This window comes from Mucilaginibacter boryungensis, from assembly GCF_015221995.1.
Classification (GTDB): Bacteria; Bacteroidota; Bacteroidia; order Sphingobacteriales; family Sphingobacteriaceae; genus Mucilaginibacter; species Mucilaginibacter boryungensis.
In genome coordinates this window covers 798,539-821,277 of record NZ_JADFFM010000001.1, presented here as the reverse complement: position 1 = coordinate 821,277, position 22,739 = coordinate 798,539, and the positions used below count along the sequence as shown (strand labels likewise).

General features: G+C 42.2%; 21 protein-coding genes. All 21 read right to left on the bottom strand.

Translation table 11 applies throughout. From position 1 onward, the window contains the following. Positions 1-4: 4 nt before the first annotated feature. On the bottom strand, positions 5-1,198 hold the full coding sequence (gene traJ / locus IRJ18_RS03525; protein WP_194104825.1) for a conjugative transposon protein TraJ: 1,194 nt from the start codon (positions 1,196-1,198) through the stop codon (positions 5-7). Positions 1,199-1,204: 6 nt separating this feature from the next. Continuing rightward, the gene (locus IRJ18_RS03520) at positions 1,205-1,828 is read right to left on the bottom strand and encodes a TerB family tellurite resistance protein (RefSeq protein WP_194104823.1); all 624 of its coding nucleotides are present in this window, start codon (positions 1,826-1,828) and stop codon (positions 1,205-1,207) included. After that, entirely contained in the window at positions 1,815-2,444 is a 630-nt protein-coding gene (locus IRJ18_RS03515) for a hypothetical protein (protein ID WP_194104822.1), read from the bottom strand. The genes IRJ18_RS03520 and IRJ18_RS03515 overlap by 14 nt, the downstream gene beginning before the upstream one ends. Next, entirely contained in the window at positions 2,431-3,081 is a 651-nt protein-coding gene (locus IRJ18_RS03510) for a conjugal transfer protein TraI (RefSeq protein ID WP_194104820.1), read from the bottom strand. Before IRJ18_RS03510 ends, IRJ18_RS03515 begins: the two co-directional genes overlap by 14 nt. Further along, positions 3,078-3,380 (bottom strand): putative periplasmic lipoprotein, encoded by a 303-nt coding sequence (locus tag IRJ18_RS03505; protein WP_194104819.1) that lies wholly within the window; start codon positions 3,378-3,380, stop codon positions 3,078-3,080. Before IRJ18_RS03505 ends, IRJ18_RS03510 begins: the two co-directional genes overlap by 4 nt. Beyond that, complete coding sequence (locus IRJ18_RS03500) at positions 3,377-5,830, bottom strand: TraG family conjugative transposon ATPase (RefSeq protein WP_194104817.1); 2,454 nt, start codon at positions 5,828-5,830, stop codon at positions 3,377-3,379. Before IRJ18_RS03500 ends, IRJ18_RS03505 begins: the two co-directional genes overlap by 4 nt. Further along, positions 5,817-6,125: a DUF4133 domain-containing protein gene (locus IRJ18_RS03495; protein WP_194104816.1), complete on the bottom strand. Its 309-nt coding sequence runs from the start codon at positions 6,123-6,125 to the stop codon at positions 5,817-5,819. Before IRJ18_RS03495 ends, IRJ18_RS03500 begins: the two co-directional genes overlap by 14 nt. After that, on the bottom strand, positions 6,122-6,415 hold the full coding sequence (locus IRJ18_RS03490; RefSeq protein ID WP_228072518.1) for a DUF4134 domain-containing protein: 294 nt from the start codon (positions 6,413-6,415) through the stop codon (positions 6,122-6,124). Before IRJ18_RS03490 ends, IRJ18_RS03495 begins: the two co-directional genes overlap by 4 nt. Then, positions 6,412-6,921, bottom strand: a complete 510-nt coding sequence (locus IRJ18_RS03485) for a hypothetical protein (RefSeq protein ID WP_194104812.1) — start codon at positions 6,919-6,921, stop codon at positions 6,412-6,414. Before IRJ18_RS03485 ends, IRJ18_RS03490 begins: the two co-directional genes overlap by 4 nt. 139 nt (positions 6,922-7,060) lie before the next feature. Next, entirely contained in the window at positions 7,061-7,927 is an 867-nt protein-coding gene (locus IRJ18_RS03480; protein ID WP_194104811.1) for an RteC domain-containing protein, read from the bottom strand. Positions 7,928-8,007: 80 nt separating this feature from the next. Next, complete coding sequence (locus tag IRJ18_RS03475; RefSeq protein WP_194104810.1) at positions 8,008-8,496, bottom strand: FABP family protein; 489 nt, start codon at positions 8,494-8,496, stop codon at positions 8,008-8,010. Between the two features lie 188 nt (positions 8,497-8,684). Continuing rightward, complete coding sequence (locus IRJ18_RS03470) at positions 8,685-9,119, bottom strand: flavin reductase family protein (RefSeq protein ID WP_228072516.1); 435 nt, start codon at positions 9,117-9,119, stop codon at positions 8,685-8,687. 132 nt (positions 9,120-9,251) lie between these two features. After that, a complete protein-coding gene (locus IRJ18_RS03465) occupies positions 9,252-9,641 on the bottom strand; it encodes a hypothetical protein (RefSeq protein WP_194104808.1) in 390 nt (129 codons plus the stop codon). 114 nt (positions 9,642-9,755) lie between these two features. Beyond that, complete coding sequence (locus tag IRJ18_RS03460) at positions 9,756-11,618, bottom strand: beta-N-acetylhexosaminidase (protein ID WP_194104806.1); 1,863 nt, start codon at positions 11,616-11,618, stop codon at positions 9,756-9,758. Between the two features lie 67 nt (positions 11,619-11,685). Then, entirely contained in the window at positions 11,686-13,569 is a 1,884-nt protein-coding gene (locus IRJ18_RS03455; protein WP_194104805.1) for an alpha-L-rhamnosidase-related protein, read from the bottom strand. 92 nt (positions 13,570-13,661) lie between these two features. Beyond that, complete coding sequence (locus IRJ18_RS03450; protein WP_194104804.1) at positions 13,662-14,384, bottom strand: SGNH/GDSL hydrolase family protein; 723 nt, start codon at positions 14,382-14,384, stop codon at positions 13,662-13,664. A 41-nt stretch (positions 14,385-14,425) separates the two neighbouring features. Next, positions 14,426-15,562 (bottom strand): hypothetical protein, encoded by a 1,137-nt coding sequence (locus IRJ18_RS03445; RefSeq protein ID WP_194104803.1) that lies wholly within the window; start codon positions 15,560-15,562, stop codon positions 14,426-14,428. 109 nt (positions 15,563-15,671) lie between these two features. Next, a complete protein-coding gene (locus tag IRJ18_RS03440; protein WP_194104801.1) occupies positions 15,672-17,219 on the bottom strand; it encodes a RagB/SusD family nutrient uptake outer membrane protein in 1,548 nt (515 codons plus the stop codon). A 17-nt stretch (positions 17,220-17,236) separates the two neighbouring features. After that, positions 17,237-20,617, bottom strand: coding sequence for a SusC/RagA family TonB-linked outer membrane protein (locus IRJ18_RS03435; RefSeq protein WP_194104799.1), 3,381 nt, complete (start codon positions 20,615-20,617; stop codon positions 17,237-17,239). A 245-nt stretch (positions 20,618-20,862) separates the two neighbouring features. Further along, on the bottom strand, positions 20,863-21,984 hold the full coding sequence (locus tag IRJ18_RS03430; RefSeq protein WP_194104797.1) for a FecR family protein: 1,122 nt from the start codon (positions 21,982-21,984) through the stop codon (positions 20,863-20,865). Between the two features lie 121 nt (positions 21,985-22,105). After that, positions 22,106-22,684 (bottom strand): RNA polymerase sigma factor, encoded by a 579-nt coding sequence (locus IRJ18_RS03425; RefSeq protein WP_194104796.1) that lies wholly within the window; start codon positions 22,682-22,684, stop codon positions 22,106-22,108. Between the last annotated feature and the right edge of the window lie 55 nt (positions 22,685-22,739).

The following is a 22,739-nucleotide window of genomic DNA, read 5'->3' as shown; positions in this document are numbered from 1 at the left end:
GAGTTTATTTTTTTGGGTTTCCGTTTAGTTTTTCTGCCTGGACATTGTTGGAACCGGCCGAGCGATAGCCGTCCATAACGTTGCCCGGTGCCTGGGCAATATTGGCAGCGCCTTGTACCATGCGTTCGCCTGCCGCATAGGAGGATGATCTGACCGAACTCAGACTGATGGACGTCAAATTGGTCACTTTATTTAACAGGCCGTTACCGCCGCCGGGGTTGATGATATAACCGGCAACCGCGGGTACGGTGAAATAGCCGACAATGCCAATCAATAAAAATATGAGGTAAGCTGTATCGGTACTGGAAAAAAACGTGTCGCCGGCATTGCCAATTTGCTGGATATCCAGTTTGAGCATATTTTCCTGCACTTTGCCGATGATGCTGCCGAAGATATTGGCGACTGGCAGCCAAAGAAACACGTTGAGGTATTTAGCCAGCCAGGTCGTCAGGGTATGCTGGAAACCATCGAAGACCGATAGGCCAAAAACGAGCGGGCCTAATATCGCCAGCACGATCAGGTAGAAGGTACGAATGGTATTGATACAAAGTGCTGCGGCTTCGTAAACCACCTGTAAGATCTCGGACATCCATTGCTTCACGCTGTTACGGAATTTGTAACTGGCTTTATCCATGGCGAATTTTACGTCATTGCCCAAGCCGGAAAAAACACCTTCCTTGTCACCGTTCGGATCATCCGGGTGGGTGTATTTGTACCATTTGTCGCGGTCGCCTTCACCATCATCGCCGACATACATTTGCCAGGTATCCGTTTTTTCGATAGCTGCCTGTTTTTGCGCCAGTAGTTTTTCGATTGCCGCGTCAGAATTCTTAACCATGCCACCGGTCGCCGCTACCACTGGATTCATGACACCGTTGATCACCGCGATAACCGTCGGGAATAAAAGAATGGCCATACCTAAAGCAAAGGGCCGTAACAAGGGATAAAAATCGACCGCTTCCGCATTGGCTAAATGCCGCCAAACGCGTGCGGCGATATACCATAGCGCCCCGAAACCGGCGATCCCTCGGGCGACGCCGATGAGCTGGCTGCACATGGGCAGCATTTCATTATATACATTATTGAGCACGCCTTGTAAGCCGTGAATGTCATCGGCCAGGCCATCGGCTAAAACAAATTGCGGCAAAGCGGTCCCGGTGATCACCAGCAGGGCGATCATTAAAGCTTTCTTTTTCATGATTTTTTAATTTATCCCGTACAGCCGTTTGAGGGTTTGGGTGTCGTTCTGGTCTTTACTTCGCTGTAAACTCAACATCACCGCCTTGCGGTTAAAGTAGCGGAGAAATTGCAATTGGTCGGAACTGCTGTTGTAAATGCGGTCAATGGCCAGCAGCCGGTCATCATCCGACATCCGCAACTGCCCGGCGGTCGTGACATTGGCGAGGTCATCGATATTGACGTTACTCTGCCTGACGATTTGGTTGTAAACGTTCGTGAAGTAACTTAACTCATTGCCGTTAAAGCTGCCGCTTTGCCGGAAAAGGCTGGCGTAACGCTTATACTCACTGATGATATCATTTTGCTGTCCGATGATCTGGCCGATTCGCGGATTATTACGAATGGCCGGATTAACTGCCATTAAGCCGGTCAGATAAATGTTGTGCAGGTCAAAATTGCCTTTGGACAAATTGGATACCATACCATAGCCTTGCTGGTAGATCTGATAACCTTGTTTCATATCGGAAAGAATGGCTTTGAACTGGGTCAGCTTTTCGATGTTCAGCAGCAATTGCTGTAGTTCATCACTTTGTGCTTTTGCACTGATGCTAAAAAAGAGCAGTAGCGCGATGATCTTAACGGTTCGCATACAATTGGGTTAAAGTGTTATGATCTTTTGATTCTTGTTGTTTATTGCGTACATGCAGTTGCAATTGGGAGCGGAAGTTGGCCGCGAAACGGTAATTATTCTGCATGGCTTGGTGCAGCCTTGCAATCTGCCGGATACGTTCCTCATCACTCATTTCTGTTTTGTTATCCGAGAGGATGTTTTGCAGGTCATTGATCCGGGCTTCACAATCGTTTAGCAGCGCGTTGCAAACCTTAGCGGTATAGTTACCTTCAGCAACTGTTAAACCATCCTGGTTTTTGATCGCGGTAGTTTGTTTTAATATATCCTGTTGCCAGCGGATGATCGCACCAACCTGCGGATTGTTTTTAACAGCCGGGTTGACTGTTTTTAAATGCGTATAATAACCGCTATGCAAAGCAAATTCATTACCCACATAGGAGGTGATAGAGCCCAAACCACCCTTGGCAATAGCATAGCCGTTTTTTAGATAGCCGCTATATACCTGTAAGGCAGCTATTTGCTGCAGCAGGTACTTCTTTTGCGTTTTCTTTTGGCTGAACCATTCGGCAAAAGTTTGCGCCCTGGCGCTCAGGCTGAATAGCAAGACGACGATAGTTAATTTAATGCAGGCCATAATATGATTTAATGGTTTGTATTTCGTTCAGATCACCGGCACGATGCAGGCTCAGGATCATGTTTTGATTATTATATTGCTTCAGATCGCTGTAATTTTCCTCCAGCCGGTCACCCGCCTGATTGATCGCTTCCAGTCTTTGCTGGTCGGTCATTTGGGTTTTACCTGGATTAACCACCAGCATGATCTGGTCAAGGTTTTTGGCGCTGGCATCCAGCAGGCCGACGTATACCCTTTGCATCTGAATGATCTCGTCGGGCTTAAAATGCTGATCGGATTGAAAAAGCTTCCAGGCCCTTTGATATTCGCTGACCATGGCCAACTGGTTTGCAGCAAGTTCTTTGATACGCTGGTAATAGGCGATGGTGGATTTTACCTTCCATAATTCCTGGTAATAATCATCATACAAGCTTTTTTGCTTTTCAGACCAATTAGATATTTCGGTCAGCCGGAATTTCGACAATTCGTTCTCGATGGTTTTCTGTGCATTCTGCAGCCAAATGGTTTCATTCTGCATCCGTTGTACCTTCAGGTCAATCGCTTTGATCACCTTTTTGACCACGGTCGTGATGATTTGGTATTGGGCCTGGCTGCGGAACGAGATCAGGCAGAGGATAATAACGATCAGCTTTTTCATGGCAGTTTATGATAAATAGTATTTCCGATTTGAATTTGCTTGCCGGTGATCTGCATCGGTGGTGCATCCGGACTATTCAATGTCCATTTGTGCGTCTTATACGCTTTAGGCAATAGTTGCCCCTGGCGTATTTTTTGAAATCCGGTATGATTGATAATCACCGTATCGGCAATAACTAAAGTGTCATCAGCAATAGAGAACTGGCCCTCAGTATGACTGACGTAAGTACCATTAATGTTTTTTGAGCCGCAGCCCGCCAATAGCATGGCGATGGCCAATAATTTGATGAATGTTTTCATGCTGCTTTGTTTTCTTGTTCTTCCTGGACGATAACCGCAATCGCTTTGCGGATATCGCCGTATTTCTTTTTATAAGCTTTAACTTTTGCTTTCTCGGCAGATTCGGTCGTATAGGTCCAGTATTCTTCGCGGCTAACCTCAGTTCTATATACTCTTGACAACTGTCCATTGAGTGAAATGAATACTTCCTTATAACGGTAGCGTTCGTCATTGGCCCGGTTCATACTCATGATTAAGGCAGTCTCCTTATCGGTAATGCCTAAGAGCTGCTGAATTTTCGGGAAATCGTTCTGGTATTTGCGTTGGTCTAATAATATCTTACAATCGCTGTTATTGATAATGGCCTGTTTAACGACTGGTGAACTGATGATATCTTCAATATCCTGGGTGACCACCAAAGCCTCACCAAAATATTTGCGGACGGTTTTAAAGAGATATTTGATGTATTCCGCCATACCCTCACGGGCAATGGCTTTCCAGGCTTCCTCGATCAGGATCATCTTGCGGGTGTCTTTGGGCAGCTTGCGCATTTTGCTCACAAAGGTTTCCATGATGATGAGCGTAACCACCGGGAACAGTATCGGGTGGTCTTTGATATTATCCAGTTCAAATACGATAAAACGGCGGTGCAGTAAGTCCAAATTTTCGGTAGCGTTTAACAGGTAGTCATACTCACCGCCTTGATAGTAGGGGCGTAAGACGAACAGCAGGTTGTCGATATCGAAGTGCTGATCTTTAACCTTGCTGGCTTTCATGGTATCATAAAACGGCCCTTTTAAAAACTCGTAAAAGGAATTGAAGCAGGCAAATTCAGGTTGGCTTTCATAGTAATGGAATAAAGCATCCGAAATGGCGATATACTCAGAGCGTTGTACGCCCTCATCTTCTTTTTTCCAAAGCGCCAGGATCATCGCTTTAATGCTTTCACGCTTTTCGGTGTCGAGTACATCGTCTTTGCCTACATAAAAGGGGTTGAAGCTGATCGGGCTTTCTTCACTATATGTGAAATAATAGCCGTCTACAAATTCGCACAAACCTTCATAGCTATGGCCGACATCAACCACAACAATATGAGCACCCTGTTCATAATAGCTTCTTAGCACGTGGTTTGTACAAAAAGACTTACCGCTACCTGATGGACCAATTATAAATTTATTTCTATTGGTCGTAATACCAAGCTTCATTGGTTCATCGCTCAGGTCCACATGAATAGGCTTTCCGGATAACCTGTCTCCAAAACGGACTCCACAGGGCGACAAAGAACTGCGATAGTTAGTTTCCAGGTTAAAAAAGCAGGCCGCTTGTTCTGCGAACGTATCAAAGGTGTCGTTCATCGGGAAGTTACCGGCATTACCAGGTAAACCGGCCCACCAGATCTGCGGCGCACCATCGGTTTCCTGTTTGGGCTGGGCATCCAACTGTGCCAATGAGGAACTGACTTTGTTCCGCACGTCTTTGAGTTCTGCTTTATTATCCGTCCAGGAAAGGATATTGAAATGTGCCTTAACCGGAAGCCGCTGCTGACTGATCGCTTCGTTCAAAAACTCCTGGGTGGCATCTCGGCCGATAGCGTTTTCGCGGGAGTAGGCCGATAACGATTGCAGGCGCAGTTTTTTGGCTTCCAGTTTTTTTAGGGTTTTGGCACTATCTTCAATAAATAAATATTGGTTGTAGATATGATTGCAGTTCAGCAAGGCCCCGATAGGGCTGGCGAAGCCGGTGCTGAATTTCGTCTTATCCGTGCTGTATTGGTCGTAGGTAATGCGAGGGCCGACCAATGCCGGCAAATGTTCCGCTTCAGCTAAGGTGTATAAGTAGCAGGACTGCTCACCAATGCGCAGTTCGTCCTGTAAATGAATGTCTTTTAATACCGGCTGATCCGTGCGGCTGAGTAAAAAGCAGTACTGTTCCAAAATGCCCGGCACCGCGATAGTGCCGGCAAGTTCATCGTCACTTAAGCGGCGCAGGCGTACCAGGCCGCTATCCTCCATCAGGCGCTTAAATTGCCCGGCACAGTCTGCGAAATCACGGAACAGTTCAGTCGAGGTCGTTTGTTTTGGTGTAATATGCTTGCGCATCAAGCTACTGGCTGCACTGGTCACCGGTTTATAATTTTCCGGCCGTTTGGTAAGCATCACCAGGCAATGATGGGCCAGGTAGGGGCGCTCATTAAAAAACCGCTCGCTGGCATGGCCCAAAAATGTTTTGTCACCAAAATTGGCCTGGTAGGAAGACTGTACGAACCAATCCTGTTTATGGAAAATGCTGTTTTTAGGCAGCAGTTTAATTGCTTTTACCCAGGTTTGATGGAAGGCCATATACTCATCATTAGATAACGTAAACAGTTCCGGCAGAGTCAGTTCAAACGCGATGGTCAGGTCTCCCTGCATAGAAAGCAGCGTATCATGTTCAACTTTATAGATCGGGAAAACCTGTTCAGCGTTTTTCATAAAAAAGCCTCCTTGTTTTAAATTTCAGGTAAGTGGGCAGATATTTGCGGGCATTACGTTTCATTAAGCCATGTTCACCGTATTTATGACTCAGGCTGAATACCTGCTGAAAAAGCAGGCTGCCTAGACCCAGAATGATCAGAATACAAAGGTAGATCGCCAGGCCAACCAAGTACAGCATAGCGAACAGCACGAGCAGGATCACCAGCCCGCCGCCTAAATAGCCGATATACTGCGCTTTTAGTCCCTTGAATTCTATCGGGCGGTTGATGCCTTTGTTGATCTGGTAGCTCATACGCCGAAGAAGGATTTAAGTACCGTAGCTACCACAACCAGAAAGATGCAGCTACCGAACCAACTCGAAGCGACCTTGCCGGTATCATGTTCGCCATCATTCCATTTTTTATACACTTTGATCGCGCCGACGAGCCCGACGATAGCGCCGATGGCATACATTAAATTGGTACCGGTTGAGAAGTAGCTTTTAACTTGATTAGTCGCTTCATTAATACCCGCATTACCGTCCTGGGCCATTGTTGCCGTTGCTATAAGTAGCAGGGCGATGATTGACTTGATTCTTTTCATGATGCAAATGTTAAGGGCCATTCTTCGGCCTGGATTTCAAATGGGAGCTTTTCAGCCGCGTATTTATTAAGCTGTTTGATAAAGGCAGGTAGGCTGATCTCATCGGCAAACACTTCGTATTTGTCCAACAATAATTTAAAAAGGGAAAGGAATTCTTCTTTATCGTTATTTTCAGTGTAAGCATTTACCAATACCTGTGCTTCAGCCAGCAGGTCATCAGCAGGCCCTTTGGGAAGGGTTTGATCGCTGATATCATCAGGTTGGGAGTTGCTGAAAAGTAATTCTTCCGGATTGTATAAACCTGTATCTGCCTCGGACCGGGCTTCACCCATCATTACCGTCATTTGATTAGCAACAGGCGGGACAACTGATCGCTTTGTTGATTTGATCTTTAGAAATGCCGATAGTTCCGGCTGGTAATAACGCAGGCCGACGTAAGCGTACCAGGCTGCGCTAGAGAGAATAACGGCAGTGATATATTGCTGCCAGGATATCGCGTTGAGCATATTCTTTTATTTTAACCCGCGGCCCCATGCCGCCAGGTAAAACAAAGGTGAGAACCCCGCCGCGTTCTATTACACAACTTGGGAATAGGTGGGGCTGCTATTCGGTCAGGTAAAGGCCAATACAAACTCGAATAGCCTGCTATTTTTTATTAGGCGGTAATCCCTTGCTGAGTTTTTGCTTGATAAAGTTCCACAGGCTGTCCTGCATGCGTTTAAAAAAAACGAACATTTCGGTTTGGCGCTTGGCAATATCGTACAGCTTATGGTACGGTTCATTGATCTTCATCTGGAAAACAAATTCCCAGATCCCCACGAGTTCTTTGATGTCGATTTGACCGTTATTGACCGCACAGGAAGCTTGTAAACCATAAAGGAGTTCGGCGGCATCGGTCGGGCTGGCGGTCCACTTGGGGTGGTCGAAGGGAAATACTTTTCGCCCCCCGATACTCATGATATCTTCATGGCCGATCTTCGCCAGTTCCAGCTTAAGGTAATCCTGGAACTTTTCGTTGGCGATGATCTTAGAGAGTTTATAATCGTGGGTAGTACTGTATTGCTCATCTTCTTCAAAATCCTCCAGCTCCGCATGTACGTCAAAGTGCCCCCGTGTATAGTATATTTCGTCCATCTGGGTCATGCCGGAACGGTAGTAACTGTAAAAGGCACGATTATGATCAAAAAAGGTTTTGAGTTCGGTCAGGTGCATTTCAATATAGTCCTGCTGTATCCGTTCACCACCGGTCGGTTTTTGCAGCAAGTAATTATGGATATTAATGAAGTAGATGTACTTGCTGTAAAACTTGGGTTTAATCTCCTTGAAAAAATTGACTTCTTCGGCTACGTTCTCGAAAGCATAGCTGGCGATATAGCTTTTCAATTTGTTCATGGCTTTTTTGCTTACCTTAATGGAAGCGCGGTATTGTTCAATGAGCGATTCTCCACTTAAGGAAATTTCCGCCAGCTGGTGTTCCAGTGCACTAAAAAAACGTTCGGTAATTGTTTTCATCTAAAGTACGCGACCTATATTGACTCAATGTATTTCCGCCAGCTATCTTAAACTGACAAGAAATTTTAATAGAATTGTGATTAATAACGAATTTTACCTATTCTCTTTTTTAGCTCAGCGTTTAAGTGATTTTGGAACGTTGTTGCTTGATGAGTACTCATATTGAGTTGATATAGAAGTATCTGACCATTGACGTCGATGATCCTTTGTGACCGGATTGTTTTCGGATCATTAATAAGTGATTTCATCTCAAACGTAAAGCGATTGGAAATAGAACTAACAAGTTCATAGGTTTCGAGACGACCGCCTGACTGGGCACTGATGAGTAATATTTGATCGTCTTTAAGAAGAATAAACCCTGTGTCCCAAAATACAGTTTGGCCATTATTTGCGGTTGCATTTACGTACCAGGTATGCTGCTCATAATGAATAGTAGGTTTCCATTCATCCGACGTAAATTTCCAAATTTCTTCGTAACCGGTATTTTCAATAGTCGGAAACTTTGCAAAGCCTTGACCTTTCCATGTTCCTATCAATAATGTTTTTAATTTTTCAAATGTAGTTTTCATGTTATATTTCCGCTTTAAAAGTTTTACCCAATTCATCTCCGAGGCCGTAATAATGCCTAAAATTATAGATCAATGGATCCCATTTAATGGGATCGATATGATTCTCTTTAACAACTAACTTCTCGTCAGCATGTATCCTGACCACTCGTACCTGTACGGCGGCCACGGGTCCGGCCTCTTTCGGGTCATCATCTATGTTTAAAACTGCTTTTCAATCGGGCTTCAAACTGGATACGACATTGTGCTATACGCGGCGGCTGAACCAGATCTGATGGCAGCGAATGAAAACCGCCTACCTTGAATTTGTCCGCTTCATATCGGTATTTGTCTTTTTTATAATCCGGAACTGGATTTGCGCCCGTAAGTGTAGCAATCTTTTCTACTTGTTTGAAAACCGCGGACGGCGGCAGATTGATTACACATTCTTTTTGCGCTATCAAATTCTGATAAGTCTTAGAGCCGCACTCTAGGCCCAACATTATTGTCCAGCCTAATGCCCAAACTGACGAAATAGGGCCGATGTTTGGATGTCTATCTATATCTAAAGTGGTGATCAGGGCTACAGGGGTGCCGAAATACAGGATCTGCGGATCAATTGTCTTAAAATTGGTGATATCTTTCATAAATAATTAGCTATATCTTATGGTTCTTCAATTTGTTAATGCCTTTTAATGACTTTGGTAAGACGATATTCGTCAAAGCGTTTGATAGATATTTCATCAATTGCAGGACTAATGAGATATGCGTACAACTGGTCAGGCAAATCGGAGCACAATCTCCAATAAATCGTCAAACGCCAACTCAATAATGTTATGTCCCACCGGTAGGTTAAACGTTAGCCATTCCGGCATCATACGGAGACGTTCGTATGTTGCTTTAAAGGGCGTGTCGGACCATCCGCTCAGGTAAATAAAACCGCGCTTTACACATGCAGGCGGATTGGACAGCCGGGTTTCATCCAGCCATACATGAGGTATCCTTGTGCCAGGAAGCCCCAAGATATCAAACATATTATTATTGGATTCAACCAGCGTAACCCCTCCGATAACCCCTGTTGACGAATAGCGGAAATCAGGTAAGCCAATAAAACTTTTCATCTTACTTATCACAATTTTCTCTTTTACCAGACCATTGTCATCAGCCATGTCACCCGACCTTAGGGCATAAAATTCCCCTACAGGATGCCGTTCAAAATGATAGGTGTCTAACAACCCATCGCCCTGCAAAACCTTTGATAACTTGTCCTTAGAAATCTTACATTATTTAACTTTATTATCAATTATCATCCGTGTAACTACACTGCGATGACCGACCGGTGTAATTACAATGGTTTTCAGTATCATTTTTGTATTTTCAGGAATAGTGAGCGTTACTGGCTGTATATACTCGTGGTCTGTTTCGGTGGGAGTGATATTATTTAAGGTATAATAAACCTTAGCACCCTTAAAAGGTACTTTGGCAACAAATTTATAGGTTGACGCATTAATGGTAGTGTCTATCTGCTCCAAAGCTGTAGGTACACGATAATTTATATCCGCTTTATCAAACCTTAACAAATGTGCAGGCAAAAAATCAGTAATAAACTGCTTATAGGATTTATTAGCCTGTAATGACCAACTGGTTTCGGCCAGTCCCAGCATGCGTGGCAGTATCATGTAATAAAGCTTGGCTATTGTGGAAATATGTTCGGTCCATACGCAGGCCTCTACTCCCAGAATATGTTTTTTTTCTTCGGTTGATAAGCCGGGGTATTCGGGATTATAATTAAATGACTGCCATAAAGGTGCATTACCACCATGGCTGGATGGCTCCATATCTGATTTGCTTTGCGCATAATCAAAATATAAACCGTTTCCACCCGGTGCCAGCACAATGTCCAAACCTTTGCGGGCTTGTTCCACAGCACCTTTTTCGCCAAAACGGTTCATCACCGCTACATTGTCGTTTAAATTGCCTTCCAGTATCTCATCCCAGCCAATCAGCTTTTTGCCTTTCGATTGGACGATCTTGTTAAGCCTTGAAATAAAATACCCCTGTAAGGCATGCATATCTTTTATATGATGCTGTTTTATAAAGCGCTGCACACCTGCATCTTTTTCCCAAAAGCCTTTATAACATTCATCACCTCCTATGTGTATGTATGGATAAGGGAATAAAGCAGCCACTTCGGTAAACACTTTATCCAAAAACTGGTAAACATGCTCGTCAGTAGGGTTAATCGTATTATCCACATACATTTCAAAGCCTCCGTGGGGAAACCATTTGGCAAAACTGCTGCCCGGGTTAACCTTAATATCAGGGTTTTGGGTGACGCATAGTTCAGGATACCCGGCAATAGCTGCCATGGAGTGGCCAGGTACATCAATTTCAGGTAAAATTTCTATATGTCTTTCAGTGGCATAGCGGATAATATCCTTCACCTGCTCTTGTGTATAAAAGCCTCCATCACTAGCGCTTTCACCAGGTTGAGGCGGTAGGGTATTGCCACTGAATTCCAAACGAGGGACACGCCAGGCACCTACCTGTGTAAGCTTGGGCAAACTTTTTATTTCCAGCCGCCAGCCCTGGTCGTCTGTTAAATGCCAGTGAAAGCGGTTCAGTTTATAGTAAGCCATCAAGTCAAGCAGATCTTTAATCTGCCCAACCGTGAAAAAATGACGCGATACATCCAGCATCAATCCGCGGTAAGCAAAACGTGGTTGGTCAGTAATATTGAGGCAAGGTAAAACAACTGTTCCCTGGGTATTAAGAGGGAACAGTTGTATCAAGGTTTGTATTCCATAAAATAAACCGGCATCTTTTCCTACAAGCGTTATTGCAGCAGGTGTTATGGACAGCTTATAGCCACCGGCAGGAAGTTGTTCTGAACCCTTTGTTGTGATATAAACAGCCGGTTGCCGGGTTACATTTTTTACATTACTGCTAACAACCATAGTTTTAAATTTCCAGGTATTTAGCAGATACTTTGTAAAAAAATTTACGGTTTTACATTCTGCTGCATCAGCTCTGATTACAGTTCGCGCACTGAATATAAAGCTACCCTGGCCCATTTTGACCGATGCCGGCGTGGGGACCAGGGCCGGGACCTTTATCTGCGCATGGCATTGTAAGCTAACTAACAAAAAAAATAAGTTGAGTAAAAAGCTACTGGTAGCCCATAAACGCATATTATAATGTATTTTAAGGTGATTACTTTTGATTGTTATGCCAATCATAAACAACTAAGAATGATAAATAATTATCCACTAAAAAGCCTTCATAACCCCAGCATTTTCCATCCCATGTTTTCCAGTCCTTTGTATAGTCACTACCCTCACAATGTCCTTCAAAGCCTCCTTCCTTAAAACTTTCCATCATGGGTAAAAAAATGTTGTCGGCTTCTTTGCGCAATCCTACATCATATAAAGCCTTGATGGTAAAATAGGCATAACATGCTGTAGCACCGCCATTTTCATAAATCTGGAAACCGTCTAAGCCATCCGGCTTAACGCCGTAGCCCCAGCGTTTATCATGGTGAGCATAATCCTGCGGCGGTACAGGCACCAGGTTGCCGGGTAAACCCATTTTAAAATTAATATAACCCACCTCTTTCATCTTCTGCAACATGTTTTGCATTACCTGTCTGCCCTGTTCATCAGTTAGCAGTCCATAGCATACGGCAACTGCGTTAACAAAGGTGAAATAATAGTCGTGCAGCTTGCCGTCGGCGCTTCGCCAGCCAGCCAGCACGCCGGTTTCAGGATTGATAAAGTGATTATAATAGGCTCCTTTCAGTTTGGAAGCAAAATCAGCATAGTATATACTATCTTGTTCCTTTTCTAACTTTTTAGCCACCTCAGCCAGTAAAGAAGCGGCCCTATAGGCCAACGCATTTGAGTAAGCATCATCATGCCCGAAGCCTATGGAATCCCACCAGTTTGCCGGCCGCTGAAAAGGCTTCATGTTCCAGCTGCCCGAATTTCCGGTATGACCGTATTCAATAATACCATCTTTATTGGTATCGGTTGCTATCATCTTATCAGCCCATTGCCTTATCCCCTGATAGTTTTTAGCTGCCCACCCGGTATCCTTACTATCTAAAATATAATAGCAGGCTGCAATAACTAATGAGGGCGAGCTGTCGCTTGAATCAAACCGGCTTAACCAGCCATATTTGTTAAGATAAAAATAACCCACCTGCCCGTATCCTTTAAATCCGTTAAGGTATATATCGAGCGTGTTTCTGATCAGGTCCATGGCTGTTAACCCATCGGCTAACTCAGGTGTGCGCCGCGCCATCTCTGCATATAAATATAGCGTAAATGTACAGGCATCGCTGGCACTGTTGTTGGCTAATACCTTAATGCGGGGGTTTAACTGAAAAATATTAATAAAGTTTCGCCTTACCCCATCCAGCATAGGGTTATCAGCTATTCCCTTCAAATCAGGATAAATGCTAACCACTTCGAGCGTATAGGTAATGTTTGGCGTACGCGCATCAGCCGGACTAAATGCTGCCTTTACAAACGGATCGCCTTTTTCGCCAGCCGAATGAAAACGATAGGCATCATAAAACAGAGTCACCCCTGGTTCACTACAATGTATCCTGAAAGTCCCCATACCCGGCAGATGCAACAGGCATGGAAACTTTACACAGTTATCGGCAACAAGTGCCCCTAGTACAGTACTATGATTAGCCTGCTGCGATATATTGATAATAAAAGGGTCGGCCTTGGTGTCTTTACCCGTATACCTGCTTTGTAAAACAATCTTCTTTTCACTGCATTTTACTTCCCAAACTGGCTTACTACCAGCGTTTAAATAATATGCTATAGTTTGCTTATTAATTTTGCTGGTGTAATTGCTAATGGCAGTTACGGGCAGCAATGGGCTCTGAGCAAACTCTCCTTTGCCCAGACTATCAACACTGAAACTGTTTAAACGTGGACTTTTTGCAGCCAGTTTTATATTGATATAAGCTGATGTATAAGTAAAACTGTCGTCAGCGGCAGCGTACAAAATGTTAGGGCCGGAGTACAATAGGGCTCCTGATAATATGGATGTTTGTTTTAAAAAGTTCCGTCTGGATGGCATGAATTTAATTATTAAGTATGTTACTCCTTACTGAATATATAGATAGACGATTATTAGAATATTTAATACAAGGATTTATACGAATATGGCAACTAAAACCACTGTGCAATTGCATCAGCGATAATTTGATGTCCAGCTTCATTCGGATGATTTATTTGCGACATATATTCTTTAACATCATGACCTGCTTCAACACGTTGTTTAAACAGATGATAACTATCCACCAGACCCACATTATATTTTTTTGCCAGCGCAATCAACTCATTCGTATAAGCCTCATAAGGATTATGATTATCAAGTATATTGAAACTTTGATGCGGCGATGGCGTAAGCAATATTACTTTAATATTCTTCTTCAAAGCAGCTTCGATCATCTTACTCATAGCTTTTGTTGATTTTTTTATACCAATTACTTTATCATTTAAAGCGTAATCAATAAATAAAACATCCGGCTTATGTGTAAGTACATCACGTTTAAAACGTTTTTGTCCACTGACAGAGTTCTCCCCGCCAATCGCTGTTATAATAACGTTGATGACAGCATACGGATATTTTTCCTTTATAAGCTTAAATGCTAAAAAAGGATAGGCCTGCAGGGTATTTACCAGCGGGGTTTTAAAGTATCCGGAAGGCACAGAATGGCCATGAAAAACTAAATTAATGGTTCGGTTTTTAGGCCATTCTTTTCTCAACTGTACTTTTATACTATCCAGATAATGTGCGCTTTCTGCCTGGGCAAATACATTAATACTAACACTTAAAGCTATTAGTAAACAATAAATTTGAGGGGTAATTATTTTTTTTAAATACGACATGTTATTATTATTTTATGATTTCTTTTAAAAGAAGTTGTTGATTATTGATAATCAGGATCAAATACTTTTACCTTATAAAATTTAGCCCCAGGTTTAATGCGGTTATACATAAATGTGCCATTATGTGAATAAAATTTAACAGTATCATTTTGCCAACTGTCTTCACCCGTACCACCTGCACTCTTGGGCCTTATTTCCACAATTGTTCCTGCGGGCTGATTACCCACGCCCTTTACAAAGTTTCTATTTGCAGCGCCCGATACCGGCGTAAATGTTTTGGTTGTTTTGTCGAATATATATACACCTTTGTTGGTATCAGTATTATCAACTTGTACTGCTACCCACAATTTATTATTATCATAATAATAGGGTGATATTTCATGGCCATATTTACCAGGCAAAATAGCACGATAGTTAATATCTTCTTTTAAACCTGGATTAGCGGCCGTACCGGTATCTTGTAAAGCAGTTATAACCTGATTTAACGGATCCCAATAATTTGCGCTATTAATCGGAAGCCAGCCGATCACCCATAATCTTTGAATTGAAGGGTCCCATAATACCGCATGGGCTGACCCGAGGGAAAATTCGCTAAACGTACTGTGATTTGGGGCGGATGGGGCGGAGGCATAGACGCGCACCCAGTTTCGTCCGGCTGATGCAAGGGCAATATTACCATTGGGCAATATTTCTGTTGAATGTATATCGACTTGAGGAGCAGTTGCGCTATAACCCACAGTCCATAACTTATTACCAGAGGGATAAGCGGCAATTGTTGCCAAACGCCCACCTGCAGTCACAATAACTTGCGAATAGCCTGAAAAAACCGTAGTGTTACGTAATTTGACATCAGTAGGTCCACCCCATAAGGGAATTTCCGCCGTTGAGCTGTAGCCACGTGCTGTTGTAGGGGCAAAAGACCATTTTGGCGTTCCCCAAGTTACTGTTGTTGTAGTATCATAAGCTTCAATCTGATTATTATCTTGATTTGTGCCTGCAATCCAACACCCGCACGCTGTTGATTCAATAGTCAATTTAGGCGTTGCTGTTGTCTGCATGGTATCCAACTGCTGGTTGCCTTTTTTACAACCTGTAAATATAAGTCCTATTAGTACAAATTTGAGTACGTTAGCAAGCAGCATTGGTGCCCGCATTTTAGTTAAGATGAGGTATTTCATAAATATTAGTTTAAAAATTGTTTAAAAACGAAATATAAAGCAGGGGGTTATTTCAGTAAATAACCCACCTGCCAACCAACTAACCTGATGAGACGGGGTTAAGCCTTAATTAATTATAACCTGGATTTTGTGTTATTTGCGGATTAAGCTGTATTTCTGTTGATGGTATCGGGAACAATAAATGATTAGCATCTATATTGGTATAAGCATTAGCCGGCACTCTGGGGTCTAATTTAATTTTTGCAGCAAAAGCCGTCATTACGGGAATAGCCTGACCGGTTCTGAGTAAATCAGTCCAGCGTTTATTTTCGAGAGCCAGTTCTATACGGCGCTCATGAACAATAATCGTCCTTAATAAAGTCTGATCAGTTTGTGTACTGGCCGCTAAGCCTGCGCGCGTGCGTACCTGATTTAAGTAAGGCAGAGCTGTGCCTGATTTGCCTTGCTCATTCATCGCTTCAGCTAACATTAATAAGGCATCGGCATAACGGTAAATCGGCCAGTTATCATCGGTTTGCCCGGCGGTAGTACTTGCATGTAAAAATTTTTTAGCAAAAATTTTTGCGACTTTACCAGGCGGGGTTGTATAACTTACTATGCTTTTTAATGCTTCGGGCACAAAATTGGCTGACGCATCATAATGCCCTTCAATTATACCAATGGTTGCATCCAAACGGGTATCGCCAGCCTCATAAGATGAAATTAGATCCTGAGTTGGCACATTCTGGCTGCATGATGAATTTAATGTATTGGTTGCAGTACCGGTTATAACAACGGTACTGGCAACGGGCGGTATAAAGTTATAAATAAACGAACTGTATTGCCCATTGGCAGCCCCCTGCTGATATTGCACCTCAAATATTGATTCAGCACTGTTTTTGTTGGTGGTTGAAAAAGCATTGGCATAATTGGCATTTAATTTGTAACCTAATTGTGTTACATCGATTAATAAAGCCTCAGCATCAGCGTATTTTTTTTGCACCATATATACATTGGCCAGTAACATTTTTGCTGTACCAACAGTAACCCTTCCGCTTTGTGGGAATGTTATGGTAGTCGGTAATTTTTTTATAGCATCAGCTAAATCATTTACAATTACGGCATATACATCAGCAACAGCTGAGCGGGGTAAAAAAGTATCTGACGGACCTGTTACCTGATGTAAGTTTAACGGCACGGAACCAAAAAACTGTACCAAATCAAAATAAAAGAAAGCACGCAACGTTTCCGTTTCGCCGATTATTGTATTTTTTGTAGCAGCATCAATGTTAGCCTTACCAATCTGATCAAGAATGATATTGGCCCTTTCAATACCTGCATAATCGGCGGTGTATTTTGATTTTGTTTGTGTATTAGTAGCATCATTGGTCCAATCAACAATACCCTCGCGCTCAAGGATAGCCACTGCACGATTGGCAGGGTTAAAATCATAGCGTGTATTATCTGAGCGGCTTTCGCCCATTAGCCAACTCCCAGGGTCAGCCCAGCCACGCAAAGATTGATAGGTAGCAATTAGTGCCTGTTGAAACTGGTCGGTCGTTTGATAAAAATTGTCCGTTGTTAATTGTGTTGGAGATGTTAAAGCCAGATAATCCTTTTTACAGGAAACCATGCTTATAAACATGGAAAATATGAGTAAATATGCTATTTTTTTCATTTTAATAAATATTAATATTAGAATAAACCCAAGTTAAGCCCTAAAGTAATGGTGCGGGGAATAGGATATTCCGTAGCGTCAACACCTAAGCTTAAACCATTTATATTGGTTGTCTGGTTATTTGTTTCAGGGCTGAAATTCGGATAATTGGTAATTACAAAAGCCTGTTGTATGCTGGTATATACTCTTAGCTTATTAATAAATCGGTTATTATGCAACCTGAAAGTATAACCCAAAGCAATGTTACGGCAGGCAAGGTAAGAGCCGGAATAAACCTCCGTCGTATTAAATGTGCGGTATAATGCAGTAGTATTCGCCAAGGTGCGTGGTACAATGCCATTGCCTGGATCTGCTTCTGAGCGCCAGTGGTCTAACTGATTAGCGTACAAGTTAAAAGCGCCGTCAAGGTTATGGCCATCGCCACCTAACAACGGGTTGGCAATTTGGTTACCATACAGTCCCGACATTACAATGTTCAAATCAAACTTACCATAGTTAAAGCTGTTGGTAATACCATATTCAAATTTAGGATTGGGATTGCCTATAATAGTACGGTCATCTAATGTGATTTTGCCATCCCCATTAACATCTTTCATGCGTACACTGCCTATGGTTGAGGTGGTGTGTTTAGGTTGGGTGGCAAACTCCTGGGCGTTCATATACACACCATCAGTAACGTAACCATAAAATGCGCCTACAGGCTGTCCAACCATCTGTATGTTTGGCCATGAGTATTCATTGACAGGCATAATAGGCAGATCCTGGGTGCCTAATTTGGTAATCAGGTTGCGATTAAACGTGATGTTCAGGCTGGTATTCCACTTCAGCTTATTAACAAGGTTAACAGTATTCAACGTGAATTCATGCCCCCAGAATTTCATAGTGCCTATGTTACTATAAACAATATTAAAGCCTGACGATTGAGGAATGTTGATCTGATAAAGCAATCCATCGGTTAACTTATTATAATAGTCATAACTAAGATTAATGCGATTGTTTAATACTCCAATTTCCAAACCCAAATCAAACTGTCTGTTTTTTTCCCAAGTCAACTCGTTATTTCCCAATTGTGTTATAGCTTTCCCCCCTACTAAAGTGTTGTTAAATACATAATTAACGCCGCCAATCAATGATGTTGAAGGATAATTACCCCCGGCAGTGAAGTTGTTGTTGCCTGTTAAACCGTAACTGCTTCTTATCTTCAGGAAATTAATCATGGAAACGGTTTGCATAAATGACTCGTTACTTACTACCCAACCTGCTGATACTGTCGGAAATACGCCATATTTGCGATTAAACCCGAATTTTGATGAGCCATCGCTACGGATTGAGCCTTCCAGCAAATATTTTTGCTTATAATTGTAATTTACCCGGCCAAACAGCGATAGCAAAGACCAGTCAGTTTTACCACTGGTGCCAGTAGTCGTACCAGCAGCGCTTACATAAGGTATGGATGCATCTGGAAAGTTAGTGCCATTAGCCGAATTGGTATAATCTGTAAACTTTTGGATGGAATAACCACCCAATACCTCTAAATTATGCACACCCGCAATAGTTGTTTTATAGCTAGCTATATTTTCACTCACCCACGAGGTATAAGTTTCAGTAGCATAAGCGCCAGATATAGATGATACTGGGCGTGGTGGCGGTGCATTAAAAGCCGCGGCTGCTATCTGGTTTACAAACTTGTTATTGACGAAATTTGCCATATCAATATTAAAGCTTGTTTTAAATGATAGTCCCTTCAGAATATCCACATTAACATAGGTATTACCCAAAAAACGAAGGCTTTTATTGACGTTATTCTGATTTTCAGCAATTAGCCGGTAATTCGGCATAGCCAGTAAAAAGAACCCTGAAGCTTGATTAACCGGTGTGCCATCGGAATTATATGCCGGCACAATAGGCGATGATAGTAAAGCGCCTGACAGAATCTGGCGCGAACCATCAGTTGGCCCGAGTTGCGCATTATTATCTATTTGATAAGTTGGAGCCAGGTTTAAACCTATACTTATTGACTTGGTGGGCTTGAATATGCTATTAGCCCTTACTGAATAACGCTCATAACTGGTGTTAATTACAATACCGTCCTGCTTAAAATAACCAGCAACTATACTGGTTGATGATTTTTCGCGAGTATCAGATACAGTTAAGTTATAGCTTTGCGTAGGCGCAGTGCGTAATACTTGCCCCAGCCAGTCGGTTCCCCTGCCATATTGGTCAGGATTAGCATATTCAGCGGGCACAGTGGCAGTTCCGGTAACCGGATTTACATATCCTTCATACTTAATTTTGTCCTGAAAAAACTCATTCATGAAGGTGGCTAATTGGTGCGCATCCATAAACGGGGGGACATGACCTTTATCCAATGAAGCCGCACCGTAATACGCTGTAAAATCAACCTGGGTTTTACCTGGCTTAGCCTGCTTGGTAGTAATCAGCACAACGCCATTGGCTGCACGAGAGCCATAAAGCGCAGTTGCTGATGCATCCTTAAGAATGGAAAAGCTTTCAATTTCGTCTGGATTAATATTATTGATGGGATTTTGCCCACCAACAATACTTAAGGGTTGCCCATCTACAACAATCAAAGGGGAATTATTAGCATTGATTGATGTAGCGCCGCGTATTTGTATGGATAGGCCTGCCCCTGGACGCCCAGAATTGATATTGGCCTTAACACCCGCAAACTGACCCTGCAAACGCTGGGTAAATTGGCCAACAGGTAAATCTTTTACCTTGCTTGAATTCAGTTGAGCAATAGATCCCGTAACATCTGCCCGGTTTTGTGTACCGTAACTAACCATTACTACTTCCTTTAACGCCGTATTTTTTTCTGTTAATTGTATGGTAATATTAGTTTGGTTATTAATGTTGATTTCTCTTGATTCATAACCGATCGAGCTAATTAGCAATACGCCTTGTCCATTCTGAGAATTGATGGTAAAGTATCCGTTAGCATCTGTGACGGTAGCAATTGTCGACCCTTTTAGTTTAACGGTTACACCAGGTAATGGAAGGCCTTTTTCATCAGTAACTTTACCGGTGACATTTGCTACTTGGATTGTTTTATTGATAAGTTTATTGGTTTTAGCTTCATCGACACTTTTTATGATAATAATTTTATTTTCGATGATATAAGTCAAAGGTTGGTCTTTAAAGCATAAATCCAACACATCTATTAGCGAGGCGTTGCTAACAGATATATTTACATTATGTGCTGCTTTAATCATCCGGCTTGAGTAAACGAAGTCGTAATCGCTTTGCTCTTGTATTGCTTTAATGATGTTTACCAGTTTAGCGTTATTTTTCTCTAAGGTTATTTTTTGTGCAAAAGACGATGCGCTTACCTGTAAAATGGCACTTATAACTAATACGACTGCTATATTAATCCTCATAGTTATTTTACGTTTTATGGCTGGATCAATGCCTGAAATAAGTTGCTTTATCTCGCGAAAAGCTTTTCGCATGCACCGAGTCAAATCTGATGAGCGAACAAATAAGAATTTCATATATTTGTTTAATTTGGGTTTAGTTGATATATATCTCGACAATAATTATTAAGTATAGGCCCAAATCATTGGCCGGTGGTGGTGGTACACTCCCGGCCTTTTCTTTGCCTTACTTTTGTTTATATGTAAAATTAAGGCATAATAATTACCCTCCTTCCTTCTATAAGAAAGTGAACATCTCCGGTAGATTGAAGAGCCTTTAATACCACAGACAGATTTTTTGAGCGGGAAAAAGATCCGCCAAATCGTTTTGTGATTTTGGTATCCGTATATTGTACGTCAATGTCATACCAGCGCGACAGTGTACGCATGATACTTTGAATGTCTGAATCGGTAAACTGTAATTTGCCTTTTACCCAGGCTATCGCGTTGTCAACATCAGCCCCGCTAACCACATTGATGCCTTCACGTGTAAGTTGGGATTGTTGACCTGGAATAAGCATAGTGCTACGGGTGGCATCACTCACTTTTACAGAGCCTTCCAGTAAAGTTGTTTTAATTACAGCTTCATTTCCATAGGCCATCACACTAAAATGAGTACCCAATACTTCAACTGTTTGTCGAGCATTTATTACTCTGAACGGCATTGCTTTGTTATGGACTACTTCAAAATAGGCTTCACCATTTAACTCAACCCTGCGTTCGTTACCAGTAAACCTTACAGGGTAGCGTAAAGTGGTGGCGGCATTTAGCCATACATTAGTACCATCGGGTAATTTTACCCGATATTGGCCACCAGGTGGTACTTCAATCGTGTTAGTAGCTACGTTGGTATAGGGTGTTTTTACATTAGCTATTGTATAGGTGATCTGACCATTGGCTGTTTTGGTGATTTTGATACCCGACTGTTCTGCCAATTTTCCATTAGCCTTATCATTCAATATGATTTTTCTTCCATTAGCTAAAGTTAATATGGCTTTATTGCTGCCGGGAAGCGCATCGTGTTGCTGCACTTGTGCCACTCGCTGAACGGGTTGCTGCCGATTAGTAAGAAAAAATCCTGCAACAGAAAGAAATAGGAGTGTTATAGCCGCGGCAGCTACGCGGTACCATGTAATGATTGTACTTTTAGAGTGATAGTTTTGATTTAATTCAGCCCAAACCTCATTCAGATCACTTTCTATTTCCGACGGAGATGGTAATTTTTCCGCGTGTTGTTTTAAAAACCAAGTTTCCAGCAAAGCCTTTTCTTCAGCTGTGCAAGTTCCCGATTCATACCGCAGCAATAATTCTTTAATTTGGTCTTTATCCATAGTATAAAAGGATAGCTGAGTACCCCCATTATCACTATAGACCGCCAGCCTCAAAACATGTCCTATATAAAAATGAAATATTTTTATATAAAATATTTAGGATACCAAAAAAGATATGAATTTACCTATAAAATATAAAAACGACATAGACAAGGATTCCCAGTTTTACTCTTAATATTTTAATGGCATTGTGTACCTGATTTCGTACTGTTTTTTCCGATATATTCAGTTCTTCAGCTATTTGTTTATGAGAGAGGTTAGCCTTTCTGCTTAGTTCAAAAACCTCGCGCATTTTAAGCGGAAGGGCATTAATTTCCTTTTCAATAATTTGCGATAATTCCCGCTCACGAACCGTCTGATCTGTGATATATTCGCCGCTATTAGCAAATTGTCCAATGGAATCTAAATAAGATGATGCCACACGTTTGTGTGCTATGACATTGAATACTTTATTTCTAACCGAAGCATACAGATAGCCAGATAAGTAAGATTTAAATATGATGGTTTTACGGTTATCCCAAAGAGTGGCAAAAAGTTGCTGAATTAGATCTTTACACTCTTCCCGGTCTTTTAAACGGTGAAAGGCGTGAATATAAAGCGGCCCTTTATAGCGCGTGTAAATTTCGGAAAATGCGGAATAGTCGTCTTTCTGCAAAAGCAGAGACAGTTGTTCATCGCTAAAAGTGCTATAATCGGTCAATTTATATAGAAAGATTCATAGATAAAGTTATAAAAAAACAAAATAAATTTAACCA